The organism is Sphingomonas sp. Leaf37, assembly GCF_920939475.1.
Classification (GTDB): domain Bacteria; phylum Pseudomonadota; class Alphaproteobacteria; order Sphingomonadales; family Sphingomonadaceae; genus Sphingomonas.
The window spans coordinates 179,600-203,280 of sequence record NZ_CAKLAX010000004.1 but is presented as its reverse complement, the minus strand read 5'-3'; the positions used below and the strand labels follow the sequence as shown (position 1 = coordinate 203,280).

27 protein-coding genes are annotated in these 23,681 nt (G+C 66.5%); 21 read left to right on the top strand and 6 right to left on the bottom strand.

The window, feature by feature from the left end:
- Positions 1–2: 2 nt before the first annotated feature.
- Entirely contained in the window at positions 3–1,007 is a 1,005-nt protein-coding gene (cobS, locus tag LRA87_RS14740; protein ID WP_230632546.1) for a cobaltochelatase subunit CobS, read from the bottom strand.
- 109 nt (positions 1,008–1,116) lie between these two features.
- Positions 1,117–1,809 carry a winged helix-turn-helix transcriptional regulator gene (locus tag LRA87_RS14735; protein WP_230632544.1) on the bottom strand — a complete coding sequence of 231 codons (693 nt, stop codon included), beginning with the start codon at positions 1,807–1,809 and terminating at the stop codon, positions 1,117–1,119.
- Between the two features lie 65 nt (positions 1,810–1,874).
- Between LRA87_RS14735 and LRA87_RS14730 the strand changes: the two genes are divergently transcribed.
- From LRA87_RS14730 to LRA87_RS14705, 5 genes are read left to right on the top strand one after another with little or no spacing between them, the layout of a single operon-like run.
- A complete protein-coding gene (locus tag LRA87_RS14730) occupies positions 1,875–2,315 on the top strand; it encodes a VOC family protein (protein ID WP_230632542.1) in 441 nt (146 codons plus the stop codon).
- The gene (locus tag LRA87_RS14725; protein ID WP_230632540.1) at positions 2,312–3,022 is read left to right on the top strand and encodes a glutathione S-transferase family protein; all 711 of its coding nucleotides are present in this window, start codon (positions 2,312–2,314) and stop codon (positions 3,020–3,022) included. The genes LRA87_RS14730 and LRA87_RS14725 overlap by 4 nt, the downstream gene beginning before the upstream one ends.
- On the top strand, positions 3,019–3,735 hold the full coding sequence (locus tag LRA87_RS18505; protein ID WP_443024892.1) for a DUF1428 domain-containing protein: 717 nt from the start codon (positions 3,019–3,021) through the stop codon (positions 3,733–3,735). Before LRA87_RS14725 ends, LRA87_RS18505 begins: the two co-directional genes overlap by 4 nt.
- Before the next feature lie 14 nt (positions 3,736–3,749).
- Positions 3,750–4,541: a VOC family protein gene (locus tag LRA87_RS14710; RefSeq protein WP_230632538.1), complete on the top strand. Its 792-nt coding sequence runs from the start codon at positions 3,750–3,752 to the stop codon at positions 4,539–4,541.
- Positions 4,538–5,008 carry an SRPBCC family protein gene (locus LRA87_RS14705; RefSeq protein WP_230632536.1) on the top strand — a complete coding sequence of 157 codons (471 nt, stop codon included), beginning with the start codon at positions 4,538–4,540 and terminating at the stop codon, positions 5,006–5,008. Before LRA87_RS14710 ends, LRA87_RS14705 begins: the two co-directional genes overlap by 4 nt.
- A 123-nt stretch (positions 5,009–5,131) precedes the next feature.
- Here LRA87_RS14705 and LRA87_RS14700 read toward each other — a convergent pair whose 3' ends face one another.
- Positions 5,132–5,686, bottom strand: coding sequence for a DnaJ domain-containing protein (locus tag LRA87_RS14700; protein ID WP_230781626.1), 555 nt, complete (start codon positions 5,684–5,686; stop codon positions 5,132–5,134).
- Positions 5,687–5,781: 95 nt separating this feature from the next.
- On the opposite strand from LRA87_RS14700, the gene LRA87_RS14695 reads away from it, so the two are divergent.
- The 6 genes from LRA87_RS14695 to LRA87_RS14670 all read left to right on the top strand — a co-directional run bounded on the left by LRA87_RS14695 (position 5,782) and on the right by LRA87_RS14670 (position 9,869).
- Complete coding sequence (locus LRA87_RS14695) at positions 5,782–6,078, top strand: BolA family protein (protein ID WP_230632534.1); 297 nt, start codon at positions 5,782–5,784, stop codon at positions 6,076–6,078.
- Positions 6,079–6,081: 3 nt separating this feature from the next.
- Entirely contained in the window at positions 6,082–6,795 is a 714-nt protein-coding gene (locus LRA87_RS14690) for a glutathione S-transferase (protein WP_230632532.1), read from the top strand.
- A 75-nt stretch (positions 6,796–6,870) separates the two neighbouring features.
- Complete coding sequence (locus tag LRA87_RS14685) at positions 6,871–7,320, top strand: NUDIX hydrolase (RefSeq protein WP_230632530.1); 450 nt, start codon at positions 6,871–6,873, stop codon at positions 7,318–7,320.
- Positions 7,310–8,209, top strand: coding sequence for a pirin family protein (locus LRA87_RS14680; protein WP_230632528.1), 900 nt, complete (start codon positions 7,310–7,312; stop codon positions 8,207–8,209). Before LRA87_RS14685 ends, LRA87_RS14680 begins: the two co-directional genes overlap by 11 nt.
- A 124-nt stretch (positions 8,210–8,333) precedes the next feature.
- A complete protein-coding gene (locus tag LRA87_RS14675) occupies positions 8,334–9,218 on the top strand; it encodes an alpha/beta fold hydrolase (protein WP_230632526.1) in 885 nt (294 codons plus the stop codon).
- A gap of 168 nt (positions 9,219–9,386) precedes the next feature.
- Positions 9,387–9,869, top strand: a complete 483-nt coding sequence (locus tag LRA87_RS14670) for a DUF1090 family protein (RefSeq protein ID WP_230632525.1) — start codon at positions 9,387–9,389, stop codon at positions 9,867–9,869.
- 33 nt (positions 9,870–9,902) lie between these two features.
- Here the strand turns inward: LRA87_RS14670 and LRA87_RS14665 are convergent, their stop codons facing one another.
- Positions 9,903–11,165 carry a DUF2254 domain-containing protein gene (locus tag LRA87_RS14665; RefSeq protein WP_230632524.1) on the bottom strand — a complete coding sequence of 421 codons (1,263 nt, stop codon included), beginning with the start codon at positions 11,163–11,165 and terminating at the stop codon, positions 9,903–9,905.
- Positions 11,166–11,287: 122 nt separating this feature from the next.
- Here LRA87_RS14665 and hisG point away from each other — a divergent pair, with 122 nt between their 5' ends.
- The 4 genes from hisG (at position 11,288) to LRA87_RS14645 (ending at position 14,325) form a co-directional block, all read left to right on the top strand.
- The gene (gene hisG / locus LRA87_RS14660; RefSeq protein WP_230632523.1) at positions 11,288–11,950 is read left to right on the top strand and encodes an ATP phosphoribosyltransferase; all 663 of its coding nucleotides are present in this window, start codon (positions 11,288–11,290) and stop codon (positions 11,948–11,950) included.
- Positions 11,947–13,242 (top strand): histidinol dehydrogenase, encoded by a 1,296-nt coding sequence (gene hisD / locus LRA87_RS14655; protein WP_230632522.1) that lies wholly within the window; start codon positions 11,947–11,949, stop codon positions 13,240–13,242. Before hisG ends, hisD begins: the two co-directional genes overlap by 4 nt.
- A 64-nt stretch (positions 13,243–13,306) precedes the next feature.
- Positions 13,307–13,576: a hypothetical protein gene (locus LRA87_RS14650; protein ID WP_230632521.1), complete on the top strand. Its 270-nt coding sequence runs from the start codon at positions 13,307–13,309 to the stop codon at positions 13,574–13,576.
- Between the two features lie 194 nt (positions 13,577–13,770).
- Positions 13,771–14,325, top strand: coding sequence for a fasciclin domain-containing protein (locus LRA87_RS14645; protein ID WP_230632520.1), 555 nt, complete (start codon positions 13,771–13,773; stop codon positions 14,323–14,325).
- A 179-nt stretch (positions 14,326–14,504) separates the two neighbouring features.
- Here the strand turns inward: LRA87_RS14645 and LRA87_RS14640 are convergent, their stop codons facing one another.
- Positions 14,505–14,765: a hypothetical protein gene (locus LRA87_RS14640; RefSeq protein ID WP_230632519.1), complete on the bottom strand. Its 261-nt coding sequence runs from the start codon at positions 14,763–14,765 to the stop codon at positions 14,505–14,507.
- 121 nt (positions 14,766–14,886) lie between these two features.
- On the opposite strand from LRA87_RS14640, the gene nusB reads away from it, so the two are divergent.
- From nusB to LRA87_RS14615, 5 genes are all read left to right on the top strand, one after another.
- Complete coding sequence (gene nusB / locus LRA87_RS14635) at positions 14,887–15,345, top strand: transcription antitermination factor NusB (RefSeq protein ID WP_230632518.1); 459 nt, start codon at positions 14,887–14,889, stop codon at positions 15,343–15,345.
- Positions 15,346–15,562: 217 nt separating this feature from the next.
- The gene (thiL, locus tag LRA87_RS14630; protein WP_230632517.1) at positions 15,563–16,462 is read left to right on the top strand and encodes a thiamine-phosphate kinase; all 900 of its coding nucleotides are present in this window, start codon (positions 15,563–15,565) and stop codon (positions 16,460–16,462) included.
- A gap of 148 nt (positions 16,463–16,610) precedes the next feature.
- Complete coding sequence (locus LRA87_RS14625) at positions 16,611–18,779, top strand: sodium-translocating pyrophosphatase (protein WP_230632516.1); 2,169 nt, start codon at positions 16,611–16,613, stop codon at positions 18,777–18,779.
- Between the two features lie 96 nt (positions 18,780–18,875).
- Positions 18,876–20,858, top strand: coding sequence for a S9 family peptidase (locus LRA87_RS14620; protein WP_230632515.1), 1,983 nt, complete (start codon positions 18,876–18,878; stop codon positions 20,856–20,858).
- Between the two features lie 158 nt (positions 20,859–21,016).
- A complete protein-coding gene (locus LRA87_RS14615; protein WP_230632514.1) occupies positions 21,017–22,465 on the top strand; it encodes a DNA methyltransferase in 1,449 nt (482 codons plus the stop codon).
- A gap of 112 nt (positions 22,466–22,577) precedes the next feature.
- Here the strand turns inward: LRA87_RS14615 and LRA87_RS14610 are convergent, their stop codons facing one another.
- Positions 22,578–22,880, bottom strand: coding sequence for a hypothetical protein (locus tag LRA87_RS14610; RefSeq protein WP_230632513.1), 303 nt, complete (start codon positions 22,878–22,880; stop codon positions 22,578–22,580).
- A 540-nt stretch (positions 22,881–23,420) separates the two neighbouring features.
- On the opposite strand from LRA87_RS14610, the gene infA reads away from it, so the two are divergent.
- The gene (gene infA, locus LRA87_RS14605; protein WP_017977808.1) at positions 23,421–23,666 is read left to right on the top strand and encodes a translation initiation factor IF-1; all 246 of its coding nucleotides are present in this window, start codon (positions 23,421–23,423) and stop codon (positions 23,664–23,666) included.
- The last annotated feature ends 15 nt before the right edge of the window (positions 23,667–23,681 follow it).

Sequence of the window (23,681 nt, the reverse complement as noted above, 5' to 3'; positions counted from 1 at the left end):
CGTCAGGCCTTCCCTACAACGCTTTCGGGCAAGTCCTTGCCGAAAACGCGCTGGTAATATTCCGCGACCAGCGGGCGTTCGTTCTCGTCGCACTTGTTGAGGAACGACAGGCGGAACGCGAAACCCACGTCGCCGAAGATCAGCGTATTCTGCGCCCAGGTGATGACGGTGCGCGGGCTCATCACGGTCGAGATGTCGCCGTTGATGAAGCCCTTGCGCGTCATGTCGGCAACGCGGACCATGTTGTCGACGGTCTTCTTGCCTTCCGGCTTGTCGTATTCGCCGGACTTGGCGAGCACGATCTGCGATTCGATCGCGGCGGGCAGGTAGTTCAGCGTGACCACGATGTTCCAGCGGTCCATCTGACCCTGGTTGATCTGCTGCGTGCCGTGATACAGGCCGCTGGTGTCGCCGAGGCCGACCGTGTTGGCGGTCGCGAACAGGCGGAACCACGGGTTCGGCCGGATGACGCGGTTCTGGTCGAGCAGCGTCAGCTTGCCTTCCGTTTCCAGCACGCGCTGGATCACGAACATCACGTCTGGACGGCCCGCGTCATATTCGTCAAACACCAGCGCGGTCGGCGTCTGCAACGCCCATGGCAGCAGACCTTCGCGGAATTCCGTCACCTGCTGCCCGTCGCGCAGCACGATCGCGTCGCGGCCGATCAGGTCGATGCGGCTGATGTGCGCGTCGAGGTTGATGCGGATGCACGGCCAGTTGAGGCGCGCCGCGACCTGTTCGATGTGGCTCGACTTGCCGGTGCCATGATAGCCCTGCACCATCACGCGGCGGTTGTGCGCGAAGCCCGCCAGCACCGCCATCGTGGTGTCCGGGTCGAAGACATAGGCGGGGTCGAGGTCGGGGACGCGCTCGTCCGCCTCGCTGAAGGCAGGGACCTGCATGTCGCTGTCGATCCCGAACAGGTCGCGCACGCCAACCATTTTGTCGGGGGCGTCCATGATCGTCGTTTCGCGGCTGTCTGGCTGGGTGTTCGGGATATCGGTCATCGTTATCGGGGCACCATTCGGGCTGGGGCGAGTGTCTAGCGACCCCTCCCAACGCGCGAAGCGAGCGAACGGCGCAACGGATATGCAGTGGAAACGGATCGCCCCGCCGTCAAGCCGCCGCGGGCGCGATCTTGGCCGGCAGCGCGAACAGATCGGCGAACCGTTCGGCCAGCGCGCGGTCGCCGGACAAGCGCAGCGATCCGTCCGCCTCGGCCTCCGCCAGCGGTCGCTTGACGTAGATCCACAGCGCCAGCGACGTCGGATCGGTGTCGATCACCACGTCAGCATCCGCCGGCTCTCCACGCGCGATCGTCAGCGCTCCGCGCTCCAGCCGCGCGAGGAAGCGGTCGCCGGCCAGCAGGAACCCGATCGTCATCGCCAGATCGCCGGACTTCGCCCCATCGATCATCGTGCGCAGCGACAGCATCGCCGACGCGGGCGAGAACGGCCGCGTCGGGTCGTGGAGCGGCGATCGCGTCGCCCAGCGCCCCATCGTCTGCAACACCGGTTCGATTTCGTAACCCCAAGGGGTCAATTCGTAGACCTGCACCGACGCGGGCGACGGCAACATGCGACGGACGAGCATGCCGCCCGCCTCCAGTCCGTCGAGCCGCTGGGTCAGCACGTTGGCGCTGATCCCGTTCAAATGCGCCTTGATCTCGCCAAAGCGGCGCGGCCCGAACATCAGTTCGCGCAGGATCAGCAGCGACCAGCGTTCGCCGACGAATTCCAGCGCCATCGCGGTTCCGCAGGCATCGTCGTACCATCGCCTGTCGAGCTTGGTTACTTTTTCTGACTTCATAGTTGCTTTATGTAAGCATCCGGCGCATCCATTGCCAGAGACGATTCGGAGAGGAAGCGTTCGCCATGCCAAAGATGATCTTCGTGAACCTGCCGGTGCGCGATGTCGCCATCGCCACCGATTTCTACACGGCGCTGGGGTTCGAGAAGAATCCGATGTTCTCGAACGAACGGGGATCGTCGATGACATGGTCCGATAGCATCGCCGTCATGCTGCTGGACCACGCCTTCTACGCGACCTTTACCGATAAGCAGATCATCGATGCCCGCACGCAGAGCGGTGCACTGCTGGCGCTGTCGTTCGACGACCGCGCGGCGGTGGATGCGATCACCGAAGCCGCACTAGGCGCGGGCGGGCGCGAGCTGCACGATCCCGAGGATCACGGCTTCATGTACAGCCGCGCGTTCGAGGATCCGGACGGGCATGGCTGGGGACCGTTCCACATGGACATGGCCGCCGCCGAACAGGCGATGCGCCAGCCGGCAGATCAGGCGGCGACGTCATGATCCCGACGATCACCGCGTTCGACTGGGTGCCCGGCTTCGCCCGCGGGCAGGTGCGGGACCTGCGTGTTCGCTGGGCACTGGAGGAAGTCGGCCAGTCGTACGACGTCCGCTACCTACCGCAAGGCGGTCAGAAGCAGGCCGATCACCGCAGCAGGCAACCGTTCGGACAGGTGCCGACCTACGAACAGGGCGACCTGACGCTGTTCGAATCGGGTGCGATCGTGCTGCACATCGCGGAGACGCACAGCGGCGACCTGTTGCCCGCCGATCCGGCCGCCCGCGCCCGCGCGATCGAATGGATGTTCGCCGCGCTCAACTCGGTCGAGCCGGCGATGATGGACCATGCGACCTGCACCCTGTTCGAACGCGGCGAGCCATGGTCGGCGCAGCGCCTGCCCTCCGTCCTGCGGCGGATCGACGACCGGCTCCGCGACCTGTCGCAGCGGATGGGCGAGCGGACGTGGCTGGACGGCGATGCCTTTACGGCGGGCGACCTGCTGATGATCAGCGTGCTGCGCATCGTCGCGGACGATGGCCTGCTCGATCCTCACCCCAACCTGTCCGCCTATGTCGCGCGCGGCGAGGCGCGGCCTGCCTTTCGCCGCGCGCTGGATGCGCAACTGGCGGGCTTCACCGGCACTGCGCCGCCGGGAATCGCCGCGTGGCTGAAGGCGCAGGGACTGGACACGAAGGAGGACGTTCGATGACCTATGTGGATGGCTTCGTCGTCGCGGTGCCGACGGGCAAGCGGGACGCCTATCGCGAGCATGCCGCCAAAGGCTGGGCGATGCTGAACGCGGCCGGCGCCACCCGCAATTGCGAATGCTGGGGCGACGATGTTCCGCACGGGACGCTGACCGACTTCCATCGTGCGGTGCAGGCGACCGCCGACGAGACGGTGGTTTTCAGCTGGATCGAGTATCCCGACAAGGCGACGCGCAATGCGGTCGCCGCGCGGATCATGGCCGATCCGAAGATGGAGGAACTCGCCGCGACGATGCCGTTCGATGGCAGGCGGATGATCTATGGCGGGTTCGAGGTGCTGGTCGAGACCGGCACGCCATCTGCCGCAGACGGTTATGTCGACGGATTCCTGATGGTGGTGAAAGACCGCACGACGTATCTGGCGATGGCCGAACGTGCCGAAGCCGTATTCCGCGACCACGGCGCCACTCGCGTGGTCGAGGCGTGGGGCGACGATGTCCCTGCCGGCAAGGTCACGGGCTTTCCACAAGCGGTGCAGCTGCAGGACGGCGAGACGGTGGTGTTTTCCTGGGTCGAATGGCCGTCGAAGGCGGTGCGCGACACCGGCATGGCGGCGACGATGGCGGACGAGCGCATGCAGACCGCGCCCGAGGACATGCCCTTCGACGGCAAGCGCATGGTCTACGGCGGGTTCGCCAAGCTGTTCCAGTCCTGACGGGAGCGATGACGATGACCCTGACCGATGGCCATCCGATCTGGTTCGAACTGAGCACGCCGGACCACGTCGCCGCCGCCACCTTCTACCGGCAGCTGTTCAGCTGGACGACCCGCACCTCGCCGGTGGTCGAGCATGGCGGGTACGTGATCGCCTCTGCCCCCGATGGCGACGGCATCGCCGGGTTGATGACACCTCCGCCGGGGGCGCCGCCGGGTGGCGGCTGGTCGATCTATTTCCTCAGCCTCGATCTCGCCGCGACGCTCGTCAAAGCCGGCGATCTCGGCGGCAGCGTCGCTTTCGGTCCGATGGACATCCCCCACGTCGGCCGGTTCGCGGTCCTGCTCGATCCGCAGGGCGTGCCCTTCTCGGTGATGCAACCGTCCACCGAGGATCCGGCCCGTCCGTTCAAACAGGCCGACGACGCGCATGGCCATGCCGTGTGGATCGAACTCGCCACGCCCGATCCCGACGCCGCCTTCGCCTTCTACGGCGGCCTGTTCGGCTGGACGAGGGAAGGCGCGATGCCGATGGGCGAGATGGGCGAATACGCGTTCCTCGGCGCGGGTGAGGCTCGGCCCGGCGCGGTGATGTCGAGCACCCTCACCCGCGCACCGCAGCAATGGAACAGCTATTTCCTCGTCGTCGACATCGACGCCGCGGTCGCGACGGCGGAGGCCGGTGGCGGCAAGCTGATCCAGGGTCCCGACCCGATCCCCGGCGGCGACTATTCGGCCAACATCGTCGATCCGTACGGGCATCAGCTCGGCATCGTCGGACCGCGCAAGGGAGGAGACGCCGCATGAATTACGAATTGTCGATCACCCGCCTGATCGATGCACCGGTCGATGCGGTCTGGCGCGCATGGACCGAGGACACGGGCGCGTGGTTCTGTCCGAAGCCGTGGATTGCCGAGTTCGTGACGCAGGACCTCGTCACCGGCGGCGCATCGGTGATCGTGATGCGTGGGCCGAACGGCGAGGAGAACCGGCTGGAGGGCGTGTACCTAGAGGTCGTACCCGGCGCCCGCATCGTCTCGACAGACGCATTCACCGCCGGCTGGCACCCGGCAGGCCCGTTCATGGTCCGCATCGACACGTTCGCGGACGAAGGCGGCAAGACCCGCTACACCGCGACGGCGCGGCACTGGACCGCCGAGGCGCGGGACAGCCATGCAGCGATGGGGTTCGAGGCCGGCTGGGGCGCTTCGATCGACCAGCTGGAAGAGATTGCGGTAACGGCGCGGGCGAATACGCCGCACATCGCGGAATAACACGCCCCGCCTTTTCTGGCGCAGAACCGCGATCGCGAAGGGACGTGATCTGGTCGAACCGTGCCAGCCGCGCACCGTCCCGGAGCGACGACGAACATCGAAGCCCTGCGAACTGATAAGGCGTTACACGAACGCAGGTGCCTGTCGCAGTTGCTGGTATGCCGCGATCACCTTTTGCAAGCTCGCCTCGTGGCTGCGATCGCCGCCGTTCCTGTCGGGATGATATTTGCGGACCAGTTCCGAATAACGCTTTCGCAGGGCGGAGCGGTCCGAATCCGGTGCCAGTCCCAGCACCTTCAGGCTGATCCTGTCCTGCCCGGACAGCGGCTTGCCGTCCGGCCGGTCGGGTGCGACCTCGCGCCGGTAACGGGCGCCGATCGCGTCGAGCGGATCGCTGAAGTCCGCCCAGCGCGGTCCGGCATCGCCGGTGCCAGCGCGCGCGAACGCACGCGTCTCCCGCTCCCAGCCCGCCAGCGGACGCTGGGCGTGGTGGATCTCGTCCGCGGTCATCCCGTTGAAATAATTGTAGCGGCTGTTGAAGGCCCTGACGTGTTCGAGGCACATCCAGCGGAATGCGCCCGGACCGCCGCCGTCCCCCGCACCTTCCAGTGGCGGCGCACGGAATTCGCCCGGCTCTTCGCATCCCGGCTCGGCACACACCCGGCCCTGCGCTTCCATCCGGCCGTGAAACCGCGTCTGCGGCCGTTCCTTCTTCTCGCTCCCGCGCGCCACGAACGCTCCCTAATCTTGCGCAATTCCGCTATATAGGCGCGATGAACGACACCGCTACCGCTCCCGCCTCCGTTCCCTTGGCGGACATCATCGCCGCCCGTCTGACCGCGGCACTCGATCCGACGCACCTCGAGGTCGTCAATGACAGTCACCACCATGCCGGCCATATGGGCGACGACGGCACCGGTGAATCGCACTTCACGGTGATCGTCGAAAGCCCCGCCTTCATCGGCGCCAGCCGCGTCGCGCGGCAGCGGGCGGTGAACCAAGCGCTCGCCGATCTGTTGTCCACGCGCATCCATGCGCTCGCCATCCGGGCCCGCGCTCCCGGAGAATGACGAATGGCCTATCGGCTGTGGTACTGGCCCTCGATCCAGGGGCGCGGCGAGTTCGTTCGCCTCGCGCTCGAAGCCGCCGGCATCGACTATGAGGATTGCGCGCGGGACGCGGGCGTCGAGGCGATGATGGCGGATCTGGAAGCGCGCGCCGCCAACGGCCGGGGCCCGTTCGCGCCGCCCTATCTGGCGCTCGATGGCCATGCCGTGGCGCAGGTCGCCAACATCCTCCAGTTTCTGGGCCAGCAGCACGATCTGGTGCCGTCCAACCTCGCCGACCGATACTGGCTCAACCAGTTGCAGCTGACGATCGCGGATCTGGTGGCGGAGGTGCATAACGTCCACCATCCGGTCGGCATGATGGACTATTACGACGACCAGAAGGCCGAGGCGGCGCGGGCCGCGACGCAGTTCCGCGACGAGCGGCTGCCGAAATACCTCGACCATTTCGAGGATGCGGCGCGGCAGGGGCCGAGCCACTGGCTGATCGATCACCGCTGGACCTATGGCGACACCTCGCTGTTCCAGCTGGTCGAGGGGCTGCGTTACATGTTCCCGCGCCGGATGGCGACGCTGGCGCCCAACTATCCCCATCTGCTGCATACCCATGCAGCGGTGGGCGAGTTGCCGGGTATCCGGGCCTATATGAAAAGCGATCGGCGGCTGCCGTTCAACGAGGATGGCATATTCCGTCATTATCCGGAGCTCGACGGGGATTGAACGTGAAGGAGGAGCAATCCAGCGTTTCCCGATTGCCCCTTCGCACCGCCCGACACGCGCCGTAGAACCCGGTCCATGGTTCGCATCCCCCGCCCCGCCGCCCGCATCCTACTCGTCGATGCGGGCGGCCGCGTGCTGCTGATGCGCTTCACGCCGGTCGATCGCCCGCCTTTGTGGTGCACGCCGGGCGGTGCGGTCGATCCCGGCGAAAGCTACGAAGCCGCCGCCCGCCGCGAATTGTGGGAGGAGGTCGGCCTCGACATAGACTGCGGCCCGCAGGTGGCGCAGCGCACCGCCGAATTCCTGACGTTCGAGGGGGTCGAGGTGACGGCCGACGAGCGCTATTTCCGCGTGGATGTCGACACGCACGAGGTGCGGGCCGGCGCGCTGACGGCGCTGGAGCAGCGCCTGCTGGCGGGCTCGCGCTGGTTCGATCCCCGCGAACTGGCCGACTGGCCGGAAACCATCTACCCTGCCGATCTTGCGGCACTGCTCGAAGCAACGGAGCCCCACCATGCTCGATGATTTCGTCCTTCAGACCATTACTCCGGTCACGCACGATCTGGGCGGGTTCAAGGTCCACCGGACCTTGCCGAACAAGGAGCGGACGATGGTCGGGCCGTTCCTGTTCTTCGACCAGATGGGACCGGCGCATCTGGGGGTCGGCAACGGCATCGACGTGCGCCCGCATCCGCATATCAATCTGGCGACCGTCACCTATCTGTTCGACGGAGCGATCGATCATCGCGATTCGCTCGGCACCAGCGCGCGGATCGAGCCGGGCGCGGTCAATCTGATGACCGCCGGTCACGGCATCGTCCATTCGGAGCGATCGCCCGGTGACGAGCGCACCAACGGTCCGAATTTGTCCGGCATCCAGACCTGGCTGGCGCTGCCCGAGGCGCAGGAGGAGATGAACCCGGCGTTCGAGCACGTCGCCAAGGCGCAATTGCCGACGATCGAGGCGCATGGCGCCCGTGCGCGGATCATCATGGGCGACCTGTGGGGCGTCGCCGCGCCGACCACGACCTATGCGGGCACGATCTATGCCGACATCGTGCTCGATGCCGGCGCCAGCATCCCGATCGACGCCGCGGCGGAAGAGCGCGCGGTGTACCTCGCGATGGGCGAAGCGACGCTGGAGGGCGTGCCGCTGGAACCGATGAAGCTCTACGTCCTGCGTCCCGGCATCGCGGCGACGCTGCGCTCGTCGAGCGGCGGACGGGCGATGCTGGCGGGCGGCGACGCCTTCAAGACGCCGCGCCATGTCTGGTGGAATTTCGTTTCGTCCAGCCGCGAACGGATCAACGAAGCCAAGCGCGCCTGGAAAGCCGGTGAATTCCCGGTCGTGCCCGGCGACGACAAGGAATGGATCCCGATTCCCGAAGTACCGAACACGGTGAGCTATCCGTAACGCCTGCTCGCACTACCGCGATGGCGCGAACCCAATATAGTGTCCCCGCCTCCGCGGGGGCACATGATCGGATGCGAACAAGACCATAAGAACCCAAGACCATAAGAACCAAGGAGAGCCATCGATGACCACTCCCCCGCTGCAACGCATCGCCCTCTCCACCGGCGTCGAACTCGACGTCGCGATCGCCGGCGATCCCGCGCATCCGCCGGTCATCCTGCTCCACGGCTTTCCCGAATCACACCGCACCTGGCGCGGGATCATCCCCGACCTCGCCCGCGACCATTATGTCGTCGCCCCCGACCAGCGCGGCTTCGCACGATCGTCCAAGCCCGAAGGCGTCGAACATTACGCGGCCGACAAAATTCTGGGCGACCTGATCGCACTCGCCGACCATCTGAAAATCGATCGCTTCACGCTCGTCGGCCACGACTGGGGCGGCGCGATCGCGTGGATGGCGGCGCTCGGTCGACCGGATCGCATCGCGCGACTGGTGATCGTCAACGCGCCTCACCCCTATCTCTTCCAGCGCGCGCTGTTCGACGAGCCGGAGCAGCGCAAGGCCAGCCAGTATATCACCCGCTTCCGCGACACGACGATCGATCGGGGGCTGACCGGTACGGGGCTGGAGAAGTTCCTCGGATCGACCTTCGCCCATCATGTCACGCACGCGATCGGCGGGGCGGACAAGGCGGCGTACCTCGACGAATGGTCGCAGCCGGGGGCGATGACGGCAATGCTCAACTGGTATCGAGCATCGGGCGTCGTGGTGCCCGCGATGGGCGAGGATGCGCCCCGCCCCGCCTTCCTCGACAAGCCGTTTCCCCCGGTGACGCAGGATACGCTGGTGATCTGGGGCATGCGCGATTCGGCCTTGTTGCCGGTACTGGTCGACGATCTGGGGCCGTACGTGCCGCGGCTGACGGTGGAGAAGATCGACGCAGGGCATTTCGTGCCGTGGGAAAAACCCGATGCGGTTGTCACGGCGATGCGGCGCTGGAACATCTGAAGCGGTACGGCGCCTGTCTCCTCGCCCCCCGGGAGAGGGGGCAAGCCCGGCACAACCCTTTCGCAACGCTGACCAAAACATTCCTCATGCGTTCAGCCGATGCGGCGCAAAACGCCGCCATGCCGCATCCTTCGGGACGCGGCGGATCGTTACGAGGAGAGACGTATCATGCGTAAGTTCATCATCGCCGCGCTGGCTGCCGCGACCATCCTGCCGGCCGGAGCCGCCACCGCGCAAAGCGGTCGTGAAGTTCGGCAGAGCCAGCGCGAGGTTCGCCAGAGCCAGCGCGAACTGGCCGAAGCCCGCCGCTATGGCGACCGCGGTGATATCCGCGAGGCCCGCCGCGAAGTGCGTGAGGATCGCCGCGAGCTGCGCGAAGACTGGCGCGACTATCGCCGCAGCCACCGCAACGTCTATACCCGCGGTGCCTATGCCGGCCCGCGCGGCTATCGCTATCGCCCGGTGAACGTCGGCTATCGATTCGCCCCGCAATATTACGGGCAGCGGTACTGGATCAACGACTACAACACCTATCGCCTGCCGCGTCCGGGCTACGGCTATCAGCGCTGGGTCCGCTACGGCAACGACGTGGTGCTGGTCGATACGCGGTCGGGTCGCGTCGCGCAGGTATACAACCGCTTCTTCTACTGAGCCGGTCGACCGGGGCGGTTCGGGCCGCCCCGGTCAGCCCCGGTGAATGTCGCCGCTGCGCAAGGTGGCGACATCGTCCGCGTCCAGCGCATCTTCGGCGCGGGTCATTGCGGACCGGGACGCGGCCCGCGCCGCCGCGCCGAACCGTGACGGCGCATGGTGCGCCAGCGCCGTCAGCGTCGCCTGCAGGCGCAACTGCACCTCTACTACCCCCGCGCCGTCCCGCGCGATCGGGCGGAAAGCGTCGACGAACAGGTCGTCCACGTCGAGATCGGGTACATGCACCCGGTCGAACCGCCGCTCGCCGTCCGCCGGTGTGTCGACCAGGGCGGCGAGCACCCGATGCGCGCCGCCGATGACGCGGATGGCGGTGCCGGGATCGTTGACGGCCGGCGACAGGGCGCGCGACGCGATTTCGGCCAGCACGATCAGGCCGAAGCGCGGATCCTGATCGAAATTGCGGTCGGGCTGGATCGAGAAGGCATCTGCGATCGACACCGATACCGCCGCCGACAGGGATTCGTCGCAACGTCCCTCGATCCGGGCCACCGGGCGGGCCGGATGGACGAACGACCCCGGCAACGTGGCGACATGGACGATCAGGTCATGTCGGGTCGCGATCCGGCACAGCGCGACCATATCGATGTGGCCGACGTACCCGGTGCCGTCGACACACACGGCGACGGCATCGGCCGGAACCGAGACGGCGCACGTCCCGCCCAGACACGGCGCCTCCGCCCAGGCGGTCATCGCCTCCAGCGCTGCACGCTCGACCCGCTCGATCGTGTTCTGCACCCGGCCGAAGGTCGACAGGTGCTGGATCCAGCGCAGCAGCGTGATCGCGATGATCGCGACGATCACGACCGATGCGAAAAACAGGACGACCCGGCCCTTGTCACCGTAGAATCCGGTGGTCAGCGCGATGATCCCGACGATGCTGAACAGGAACGTACCGACGAACGTCGACAGCGCGTTCTGGGTGAAGCGATCGGCGATCAGCAATTGGGTCGCGCGCGGCGTCACCGTGCTGGTCGCCGCGCCATAAGCGGTGACCGCCGCAGACAAGGCGAAGGTGGTGACCGCCAGCATGCTGGACGCGAGGATCGTCAGGATGTTGTCGACCGCCTTGCCCCCGACGGTCAGGCTGAGCTCGTCGGGAATGACGGGCGCCAGCCATGCCGCCACCAGCGCGGTCAGCACGCCGGCGATGCTGAACAGCGACGCCCGCAACCAGATTTGCCGCGTCAGCCGTTGCAGCAGATACGCGCCCTTGCCCGCCAGATACCCGCCCGTCACGATGCCCCCCCCAGATTGCGATCCATTCGACAACGCGCCATCGCCCGGATCGGCACATGCGGTGATCCGACCACGTTGGCGGCCGTGTTGCACGCGTCCCACCCCACCGGTAAGGCCCGCCTGTGCCGACACCACCCCTAGTCATCGCCGTGCCGAAAGGCCGCATCCTCGCCGAGGCCCTTCCCCTGCTCGCCCGTGCCGGCGTGCATCCGGAGGCGGCGTTCGGCGATCCCGACAGCCGCGCGCTGCGCTTCGCCACCGATGTGCCGCATATCGAACTGATCCGGGTGCGGGCGTTCGATGTCGCCACCTTCGTCGCGCACGGGGCGGCGCAGCTCGGCATCGTCGGGTCGGACGTGCTGGCGGAGTTCGATTATTCCGAACTCTATGCGCCGGTCGATCTCGGCATCGGCCATTGCCGCATCTCGGTCGCCGAACCGGTCGCGATGGCTGCGACCGACGATCCGCGCGGCTGGAGCCACGTCCGCGTCGCCACCAAATATCCGCACATCACGGCCGCACATTTCGCCGCGCGCGGCGTGCAGGCAGAATGCGTCAAGCTGAACGGCGCGATGGAGCTGGCCCCCACGCTGGGCCTCGCCCCGCGCATCGTCGACCTCGTCTCGTCGGGCCGCACGCTCAAGGAGAACGGACTGGTCGAGGTCGAGGTGATCGCAGAGGTGACCAGCCGCCTGATCGTCAACCGCGCCGCGATGAAGACCCGCCCTGAAGTCGTGCCGCTGGTCGAGGCATTCCGCCGCGCCGTCGCAGGAGCCGCCAAGTGATCCGCCTCGACACCACCGACGCCGGGTTCGCCGACGCGTTCACCGCGCTGGTCGAGGGGCGCCGCGAAGCCTCCGCCGACGTTACCCGCGATGTCGCCACCATCATTCGCGCCGTCCGCGACGATGGCGAGGCGGCGGTGGATGCCTTCACCCGCAAGCTCGATCGGCACGACCTGTCCGAAACCGGCTGGCGGATCGAACCCGCCGCTTGCGCCGCGGCGTACGAGGCGCTGGAGCCCGAACTCCGCCACGCGCTGGATCTCGCCGCGACCCGCATCCGCGCCTATCACGAACGTCAGAAGCCGGAGAATACCGACTATACCGACGCCGCCGGCGTTCGCCTCGGCGCACGCTGGAGCGCCGTCGACGCAGCCGGCATCTACGTCCCCGGCGGCCGCGCGGCCTATCCGTCGTCGCTGCTGATGAACGCAATCCCCGCCAAGGTCGCCGGCGTCGAACGTCTGGTGATGGTCACGCCCACGCCGGACGGCCAGATCAACCCCCTCGTCCTCGCCGCCGCGCACCTCGCCGGGGTGGACGAGGTATGGCGGATCGGCGGCGCGCAGGCGATCGCCGCGCTCGCTTATGGCGCCGGCCGCATCCTGCCGGTCGATGTCGTCACCGGCCCCGGCAACGCCTGGGTCGCCGAAGCCAAGCGCCAGGTCTATGGCGTCGTCGGCATCGACATGGTCGCCGGCCCCAGCGAGATCGTCGTCGTCGCCGATGCGAGGAACGATCCCCAAACGACCGCCGCCGACCTGCTCAGCCAGGCCGAGCACGACACCACCACCCAATCGATCCTGTTCACCGACGATGCCACCTACGCCGATCGCGTCGCACGGGCGGTCGACGACGAACTCGCGATCCTGCCCACCGCCGCCGTGGCGCGCGCGGCATGGGACGCCAACGGCGCGATCGTCGTCGTGGAGACACTCGAACAGGCCTGCCCCCTGATCGACCGCCTCGCCCCCGAACATCTGCAACTCGCGGTCGACGATCCGCAGTCCCTGTTCGACCGCGTCCGCCACGCCGGCAGCGTCTTCCTCGGCCGTCATACGCCGGAAGCGATCGGCGATTACGTCGCCGGTCCCAACCACGTCCTCCCCACCGGCCGCCGCGCCCGTTTTGCCAGCGGCCTGTCGGTGCTCGACTTCATGAAGCGCACCAGTTTCCTGGGGCTGGACGAGACCGCGCTGGCAGAGCTCGGCCCGGCAACGGTCGCGCTGGCCGAGGCCGAAGGCCTACCGGCACATGCGCGGTCGGTAGCGCTAAGGCTGCGGCTGAACCGGTAGCGAGGCGGGCGAACGCCTGTAAGCGCCCATTCCGGATATTTGGCGCAGATCGTAGGATAGCGTGATGAACGACGATACCAGCTTACGAATGATCCAAGTTGCCCTGCACTGGGCCTGGGACCCGATCGGCGTGCGGGGTATCGAAGCGGCTGCGGACGAGTACGACATTTATGCGCCTCGGGTGCTCGAAATGCTGAAAGCCGATGCGCCCGTGGAGCAAATCGCCGACTATCTTACGAGCGTCGTTCGGGATCGAATGGAGCTTCCGGTGCGGCCCGACCGGGACAGGGACCTGTCGTCCATGCTGCAACAAATGTTCGTCATCACCCGGTAAGCAGTCCGACCGCTTTCCACCCACTTTCGGCATCACCAGCACCGCTTGGTCATCCAACAGGAGCGACCTTCACAAAGTTCTCCGCCGCCTCAACGCTCTAGCCGATCTCCTATCGCTACCCTCATCCATTCCCGACCCGGCAGCGTACCTCCTTCCAGCAACCCTCACCGGGTGCGACACGAGAAGGATGCCCCATGACGAAATTCCAGTTCCGCAGCGCGATTGCCGCCGTTGCCCTGCTCGCCGCGGGTCCCGCGATGTCGGCCGCCAAGAACCCGATGGTCGGCGGCGCCGCGATGCTCACGACCCGCAACATCGTCGAGAATGCGGTGAATTCGAAGGATCACACGACGCTGGTCGCCGCGGTCAAGGCCGCCGGCCTGGTCGAGACGCTGTCGGGTCCCGGCCCGTTCACCGTGTTCGCACCGACCAACGCCGCCTTCGCCAAGCTGCCCGCCGGCACCGTCGACACGCTGGTGAAGCCGGAGAACAAGGCGACGCTGACCAGCATCCTGACCTATCATGTCGTCGCCGGCACGATGACGTCGAAGCAGCTGGTCGCCGCGATCAAGGCCGGTGGCGGCAAGGCGACGCTGACCACGGTACAGGGCGAGCCGCTGACCGCATCGCGCATGGGCAACAAGATCATGCTCACCGATGCCAAGGGCGGCATGAGCCACGTCACGATCGCCGACGTGATGCAGTCGAACGGTGTGATCCACGTCGTCGACACGGTGCTGATGCCGTAAACTACGCCTGATTTCCTTCCCGCAATGGAAAGGGGACCGTTCGGCGCAAGCCGAATAGTGGAGGGGGAGGCAGGCAGCGTCCGCGATATCGCGGTTCGTCGCCTACCTTCCCCTCCGTCATTCCCGAACTCCCTCGCGGGAGAGGCTTAAAGGTGTCCCGGCCGATCCGGACACGTGACCTACCGCCCCTGCCCCGGCGGCACGTTGGTGACGCCCGGACGCGTCACGCCCTCCGCCTCCATCGCGCTGTGGCGCAGGTACATATACGCCCCCGCCCCGAACAGCGGTGCGATCGAGGCCATCGCCCAGATCAGCGCGATGCGGCGCGAGCGCAGGCGATGCGACCGGCCCAGCCAGATGCCGACGGCTGCCATCACCACCGATAGCGCGACCAGCCACAGCACGACACCGATGACCACATTATCCGAGCTATCACCCATGTTTAGCCTCCATCCTCGTCCCTTGAACGCGGAACGAGCCAAGGCGTTTTTGGATGCCCCGGCGCGCGCGCAACGGGCAAAGGGGTGACGGATGGCGCCCGGACGACTACATGCCGGCCCGATGTCACGAACCTCGAACCGCACTCAGGCGCGCGCCGCCGCCCGCCTCGCCGCCGTCCAGGCACTGTACCAGCACGAAATGGAGGGGACGGCCGTGCCCGCCCTGCTCCATGAATTCCACAACCACCGGTTGGGCGCGACGATCGAGGACGCCGAATATGCCGAAGCCGATCAGGATTTCTTCGACGATCTGGTGAAGGGTACCACCGCCCGTGGCGGCGAGATCGACCTCGCGATCGAAAAGAAGCTGGCGAGCGGCTGGACGCTCGCTCGCCTCGACAAGCCGATGAAGGCGATCCTGCGCGCCGGCACCTACGAACTGATGGCCCGCGCCGACGTGCCGGTCGGCGCGACGATCAGCGAATATGTCGACGTCGCCCACGCCTTCTACGAACGGCGCGAGACCGGCTTCGTCAACGGATTGCTCGACGGGATCGCCAAGGACGTGCGGCCCGCCTGAGGCCTCCTGACGGAGACTTTATCCGCCGTCCCCCGCGAAGGGGGGCGCGCCGCTACGTCGTGACGGAGGGGGAGGTAAGCGACGGACCCGTTCCGAAGGACGCCGCGTATCTCCGCCGCTCGGCTGGCGCCGAACGGTCCCCCTTCCCCTTGCGGGGGAGCAATCCGCATCGTTGAGTGGGGCAACCGGAACGGCCCCGGTAGAGGGAGCAGCACAGATGACCGAAGCCGACTTCCTCGCCGCCTTGCGGACCCTGCCGCTCCATCCCTCCGCACGCGGCCTGCGCGACGATGCCGCACGGCTGGTCCACGCCCCCCTCGTCGTCACCACCGACACGCTGGTCGAGGGCGTCCACTTCCTGTCGACGGATACGCCGGCAGACGTGGCGTGGAAGGTCGTCGCGACCAACCTGTCCGACATTGCCGGCAAGGGAGCGAAGCCCGACGGCATCCTCCTCAACTATCCGCTGAGCGACGACGCATGGGACCGCGCGTTCCTCGTCGGGCTGGGCGACGTACTGACCGCATGCGGCACCGCGCTGCTCGGCGGCGACACGATCCGGCTGCCCGCGGGTGCGCCGCGCGTCATCACCGTCACCGCCTTCGGCTGCGACACGCCGGCTCCTCCCCGCGGCGGGGCGGGCGAGAACGACGCGCTGTGGGTCACCGGCACGATCGGCGATGCGGGCGCCGGCCTCGCCATCGCGCGCGGTGCGGACGGCCCGGTCGCGCTCGTCGACCGCTATCGCCGGCCGACGCCACGCCTGGCCGAGGGCCGCGTGCTGTCGCGGATCGCGCATGCGATGATGGACGTCAGCGATGGTCTGCTGATCGATGCCGCCCGCATGGCCGACGCAAGCGGCCTCGCCGTGATTCTCGACCTCGCCACCGTGCCGCTATCCGCGGACTATCGTGCCTTTGCCGGCGATGACCGCGATGCGCGTCTGAGGGCGGCCACGGCAGGCGACGATTACGAATTGCTGTTCGCGATGCCCGCCAACACGGTCCCGCCCGTACCCGCCACGCGCCTCGGCCGCTTCGCACGCGGCGAGGGATTGAAGCTCCAAGACGGAAGCGAGGCGGTTCCGCTGCCGGACAGGATCGGGTTTCAGCATTAGGCGTCACCCGTCGTCCCACACATGGGGGTGATCAGACGGCCTTAACCTCAATCGCTTGCGCTTGTCCCCGCATCGCCATAGCCTCCGCCCAACCGCACGAGACCGGGGTCACACCGGCCGGGCGTCAACAGGAGAAGGATATGCGGGAATGACCACGGTCGCCATCGCCATCCTCTGCGGCGTCATCGCCGTGGTCTATGGTTTCATCACCAGCCAGCAAGTGCTGCGCGCGTCGCCCGGCGATGCCAAGATGCAGGACATCGCCGCCGCCATCCAGGAGGGCGCCAAGGCCTATCTGGGCCGGCAATACACCACCATCGCGATCGTCGGCGTCATCGTCGCGGTCATCCTGTTCTTCGCGCTCGGCACGATCTCGACGATCGGCTTCGTCATCGGCGCGGTGCTGTCGGGCGTCGCCGGCTATGTCGGCATGAACATCTCGGTCCGCGCCAACGTGCGCACCGCCGAGGCTGCGCGGACGTCGTTGCAGGGCGGCCTGACCATGGCGTTCCGATCGGGCGCGGTCACCGGCATGCTCGTCGCCGGGCTGGGACTGCTCGCGATCAGCACCTTCTTCTGGTATCTCACCGGACCCGCGGGCCACGCCCCCAACGACCGCATCATCGTCGAAGCGCTGACCGCGCTGGCGTTCGGTGCCTCGCTCATCTCGATCTTCGCGCGCCTCGGCGGCGGCATCTTCACCAAGGCCGCGGACGTCGGCGCCGACCTCGTCGGCAAGGTCGAGGCCGGCATTCCGGAGGACGACCCCCGCAACCCGGCTGTCATCGCCGATAACGTCGGTGACAATGTCGGCGACTGCGCCGGCATGGCCGCCGATTTGTTCGAGACGTACGTCGTCACATTGGGCGTCACCATGATCTCGATCGCGCTGCTGATCCGCGCCGATGCCGCCGAACTGATGCGGCTGATGACGCTGCCGCTGCTCGTCGGCGGCGTGTGCATCATCACCTCGATCATCGGCACCTACATGGTCCGCCTCGGCAAGGGGACGATCATGGGCGCGCTCTACAAGGGGTTCTGGACCTCGGCATTGCTGTCGATCCCGGCGATCTATTTCGCCACGCAATATGTGCTCGGCGACCTCAGCCGCACCATCGGCAGCGCCGGCTTCCTCGACGCGGTGTCCGACGACCTGACGACGGGCTTCGACCGCCCCGCCGCGGTGGCGGGTGCGATCCCCAGCTTCACCGGCATGGACCTGTTCTGGTGCATGGTCATCGGCCTCGCCGTCACCGGGCTGATCGTCTGGATCACCGAATATTACACCGGCACCAACTATCGCCCGGTGAAGTCGATCGCTGCCGCCAGCCAGACCGGTCACGGCACCAACGTGATCCAGGGCCTCGCGATTAGCCTCGAATCGACCGCGCTCCCCACCTTGGTCATCGTCGTCGCGGTCATCGCCACCTATCAGCTCGCTGGCATCATCGGCATCGCCTTCGCGGCGACCGCGATGCTCGCGCTCGCCGGCATGGTGGTGGCGCTCGACGCCTACGGACCCGTCACCGACAATGCGGGCGGTATCGCCGAGATGGCGGGCCTGCCCGACGACGTCCGCCAGCGCACCGATGCCCTCGACGCGGTCGGCAACACGACCAAGGCAGTGACCAAGGGCTATGCCATCGGCTCCGCCGGCCTAGCCGCGCTGGTGCTGTTCGGCGCGTACACCACCGACCTCCAGACCTACTTCCCTGACGTCACCGTCGATTTCAGCCTGTCCAACCCCTACGTCATCGTCGGCCTGCTGCTCGGCGCATTGCTGCCCTATCTGTTCGGCGCGTTCGGCATGACCGCGGTCGGCCGCGCGGCGGGCGCGGTGGTCGAGGAGGTGCGCGGCCAGTTCCGCGACAATCCCGGCATCATGCTCGGCACCAGCCGGCCAGACTACGCCCGCACCGTCGACCTCGTCACCCGCGCCGCGATCAAGGAGATGATCGTACCCAGCCTACTCCCCGTCGTCAGCCCGATCGCGCTCTACTTCATCATCACCGCGGTCGCCGGTCAGGCACAGGGCTTCGCTTCGCTCGGCGCGATGCTGCTCGGCGTCATCGTCTCCGGCCTGTTCGTCGCGATCTCGATGACCAGCGGCGGGGGCGCGTGGGACAATGCCAAGAAATACATCGAAGACGGCAATTACGGCGGCAAAGGCTCCGAAGCCCACAAGGCCGCGGTGACCGGCGACACCGTCGGCGATCCGTACAAGGACACCGCCGGCCCGGCGGTCAACCCGATGATCAAGATCACCAACATCGTCGCGCTGCTGCTGCTCGCGGCGCTGGCGGGCGGGGGCGGCTGATCCGGGCACGAGCATGGCGGGTCTGCGGACTTGCCATGCTCGTGCCGCGTCGCCAGACTTCACCGCACAGAATAACGAGGGGGCTTGGGGGTTTACATGCGGATGATGGTCTCTGGCGCTACGGCAGTGGTCGTGGCGGGCGCGCTGACATCGGCCGGTGCGCTGGCACAGGTCCGGCTGGAGCCGGCGAAGGCGGCAGCGGCGTTCGGCGAGCGTGAGAGCATTTCGGACGCCAGCCTGTCACCCGATGGCACCCGCGTCGCCTTCATCTCGCCCGGCCCCAAACAGGCGACCGTCGTACAGGTGCTCGATATGAAGTCCGGCAGCGTGAAGCCGGTGAATTACGCCAATGGCGACCCGATGACGCTCAGCAGTTGCGGCTGGGCATCGAATACCCGGCTCGTCTGCTCGCTATACGGCGTTTCCAACCGAGAGGGGGCGTGGAGCAGCTATTCGCGATTGATCGCCATGGATGCCGACGGCAACAACCCGACGCCGCTGGGCATCATGCAAACCGCCCAGGACTACATCAGCCGATCCGATGGCTATGTCGTCGACTGGCGTGACGGCGCGACCGACAAGGTGCTGATCGCCCGCAATTACGTGCCGCTGAAAAGCAATTCGATCACCGTCGGCAGCAAGGCGCAGGGTCTGGCGGTCGACCTGCTCGACACCCGCACCGGGAAGGTCGACCATATCGAAAGCGCAGACCCGATCGTCGGACGCTACATCGGCGATGGCACCGGCAATATCCGCATAAAGGCGCAGTACGAGGCGTATCGCTTCGGCTGGCAGGGCAACGGCAAGGTAAGCTATTATTATCGTACCGCCGGCAGCAAGGACTGGAAGCCGTTTTCCGTCTATTCGCAGGTCGACGAGACCGGGATGGTGCCGCTGGCGGTCGATGGCACTGCCAATGTCGCCTACGTCATCGAAAAGACGAAAGGGCGCGACGTGCTCTACCGCGTCGCGCTGGACGGTTCGATGAAGAAGGACCTCGCCTTCGCCGATCCCGACGTCGATGTTTCGGGCGTCCTGACGGTCGGCCGTCGCGGCCGCGTGGTGGGTGCGACCTTTTCCAAAGAGCGTCGGCAGGTCGGCTTCTTCGATCCGGAATACGAAAAGCTCGCCACCGGCCTTTCGCGGGCGCTGTCGACCCTGCCCCTCATCAACATCGTCGATTCCAGCGCGGACGAGAAGATCCACCTGATCTATGCCGCCAGTGATACCGATCCCGGCCGCTATTTCCTGTATGATGCGAACAAGAAGAGCCTCGTCCCGCTGGGCGCCGATCGTCCCGCGCTCGCCGGCACCCCGCTGGGGGCGATGCGGCCGATCACCTACAAGGCTGCGGACGGCACCGATATCCCGGCGTATCTGACCATGCCCCCCGGCGGCGCGGCGAAGGGATTGCCCGCCATCGTCATGCCGCATGGCGGCCCGGCATCGCGGGACGACTGGGGCTTCGACTGGCTGGTGCAGTTCTTTGCCAACCGCGGCTATGCGGTCATCCAGCCAAATTATCGCGGGTCGAGCGGCTACGGGCAGGACTGGTTCCAGCAGAACGGCTTCAAATCGTGGAAGACGGCGATCGGCGACGTCAATGACGCAGGTCGCTGGCTGGTGAAGGAAGGAATTGCCGATCCGGCGAAGCTCGCCATCGTCGGCTGGTCCTACGGCGGCTATGCCGCGTTGCAGTCTCAGGTGGTCGATCCCGACCTGTTCAAGGCGGCGATCGCAATCGCCCCCGTCACCGACCTCGGCGCGCTGCGGACCGAGATCGGAGCGCTCGACAAGATTGGCCAGGATTATGTCGGCGACGGCCCCCATCTGCAGGATGGATCGCCCGCCCGTCATGCCGCCGCCTTCAAGGCGCCGGTGCTGCTGTTCCACGGATCGAAGGATATCAACGTGGCAGTCGACGAATCGCGCCTGATGGACAAGCAGTTGCGCAGCGCAGGCAAGAAGAGCCAGTTGGTCGTCTATCCGCTCATCGACCACCAGCTGCGCGATTCGGAGGTGCGTATCGACCTGCTGACCAGGGCGGACGCATTCCTTACCAAGGCGCTGGGCAACTGACCTCGCCCCGCGTGGATCGTCGGCCTGACGATCCACGCGGCGATTTGCTCCGGTCCGGATCATCTTGACGCTCGACCAGCACGTCCAGCGGCGGTTCGGCACCGTTACGGACGGACTGGCGCGATCCCGCCCGCACCACTCGCGCCACACTGCGGCGCATGCGAAACCGCCCCGACAACCACCTGTACTATGGCGACAACCTCGGCGTGCTCCGCGATCATATCGCCGACGCCAGCATCGACCTCGTCTACCTCGACCCGCCGTTCAACTCGAACGCCAGCTACAACATCCTCTTCAAATCCCCCACCGGCACCGGCAGCGACGCGCAGATCGAGGCGTTCGAGGATACGTGGGCATGGAACGACACCGCCGAGGATGCCTTCGACCAGGTCCTGAAAAGCGGCAACCTGCGCGCCTCGGAACTGCTGCGCGCCATGCGCTCGTTCCTCGGCGAGAACGATATGATGGCCTATCTGGCGATGATGGCGATCCGCCTTATCGAACTGCACCGCAAGCTGAAGCCCACCGGCAGCCTGTTCCTCCACTGCGATCCCACCGCCAGCCATTACCTCAAGCTGCTGCTCGATTCGGTGTTCGGCGCGCAGCGCTATCGCAACGAAATCGTGTGGTGCTACACCGGCCCCGGTTCCCCCGGCATGCGTCAGTTCATGCGCAAGCACGACGTCATCTTCTGGTTCAACAAAGGCGATAGCTGGACGTTCAACGCCGATGCCGTCCGCGTCGAACACAGCGCCAAGACGCGCGAGAATTACAAACCCGGCCTGATCGGATCGGGCTTCGTCGGCGCAGATCACCTGATCCATGAAAAGGGCAAGGTGCCGGAGGATTACTGGAATTACGCCATCGCCCCGCGGGGCAAGGAATACCTCGGCTATCCCACGCAAAAGCCGATCAAGCTCCTCGAACGCATCGTCGCTGCTGCGTCCAACGAAGGCGACGTCGTCCTTGACCCGTTCTGCGGCTGCGGCACCGCCGTCCATGCCGCGCAAAAGCTCGGTCGCCACTGGATCGGCATCGACGTCACCCACCTCGCCATCTCGCTGATCGAGAAGCGGATGCAGGCGGCCTTTCCCGATGCCTCCTTCACCGTAGAGGGCACGCCCAAGGACCTCGCCTCCGCCGACGACCTCGCGGCGCGCGACAAATACCAGTTCCAATGGTGGGCGGTGTCGATGGTCGACGCCGTCCCCTACGGCGGCAAGAAGAAGGGCGCGGACGGCGGGATCGACGGCCTCATCTACTTCAAGCCCGACGGCAAGCGCACCGAACGCGCGATCGTCTCCGTCAAGGGCGGCGACAATGTCGGCGTCACGATGATCCGCGACCTGCATTCCGCGATGATGCGCGCCGAGGCACCGATCGGCATCTTCGTCACCCGCGCCACCCCGACCCAGCCGATGCTGAAGGCCGCCGCTGCGGTCGGCCGGTTCGAGGACGGCTTCGGCCGCACCTATCCCCGCCTCCAGATCCTGACGATCGCCGACCTGTTCGCCGGCAGGAAGCCCGACCTCCCCTACCCCGACCCCACCGCCGCCTTCCGCCGCGCGGCGCGCGAGGACATGGGGAAACAGGGGTCTTTGTTATAGGCGGGCAAGGCCGACGCGTGTCTGGTCTAGGTCAGTTACAGGTGTCTTGGCGATCATCGCCCAAACCCGGACGTAGAACGTCGGTATGGGTGAGCCAGTAAGCTGCCGTTCCTTAATGCCGGAAGCGTTGCTGCAACTTCTTCATCAGAGAGACGATGAGCGCAGCAGGGATGCCGCCAACGATGCATCCCGCCGCAACCCAAAGCGCGAGCATTACGAGCATAATCGCGAACATGCCGAGTTCTTGCCATGCCCCTATCTGCCATGGCTCCATGAAGATCACGCCAAAGCTGTAGGATAGAATGAAAGGCGCTCGAAAGCCCGGACCGTTCTTTGATAAGACAGCCGCGCCGATGATCCAGCAGGCAGTAACTACTGCAGCGAGCGGAAGCACGATGAGGCCGGAAAAGTCCATTGGGTAGAGTTAGCGGCAGCTTTAACGATGATCCAGCCGCAAACCGGCCGGTCCGATTCCCTCCCAGAACAAGACATAGCTGCTCGACTTCCAGCCGAACCGCATCCGACGACTTCCCCCGCATCGGGACCGACCCCGCTGATCATCAACGCCGCGGTTCATAAACCGACGCAACGCCCCCGCACGAGCATTGATGCCGCCCGACAAACCCCTGTCCTACACGCTCCGAATCTGCCAGCGAGCCGCCACGACCGCTCTTTGAAAACCTGCATCCCCCTCCCGCCGCCGCTGCGCATGGCACGGCAATCCCCACGCCGGGGTTCGGCGTCATCGCAAGGATGCATTCCGACCCGGACGTACCGTAAAGTTCGGCAACTTCCCCGGCGCAGCCGACGTTGCGGAACCACCTCGCCGCTCCCATATCCACTCCACGCAGGCGGCGCGGTACGATGGCGGATCGCCAGCCCCGCCCGCATTGCTTCCCTTTTTCGGTGGCCTGCGCTAAGGGCGCGCCCGATAGACGCGAACAGAGGTTGATTTTTGGCCAAGGAAGAACTGCTCGAGATGCGCGGCCGCGTGGTGGAATTGCTCCCCAACGCGATGTTCCGGGTCCAGCTCGAAAACGATCACGAGATTCTCGGCCACACCGCCGGCAAGATGCGCAAGAACCGCATCCGCGTGCTGGTGGGTGACGAAGTGCTGGTCGAACTCACCCCCTACGATCTGACCAAGGGGCGGATCACCTACCGCTTCATGCCCGGCCGCGGCGGCCCCGGCCCGCAATAAGCAGCCGCGCGGCAC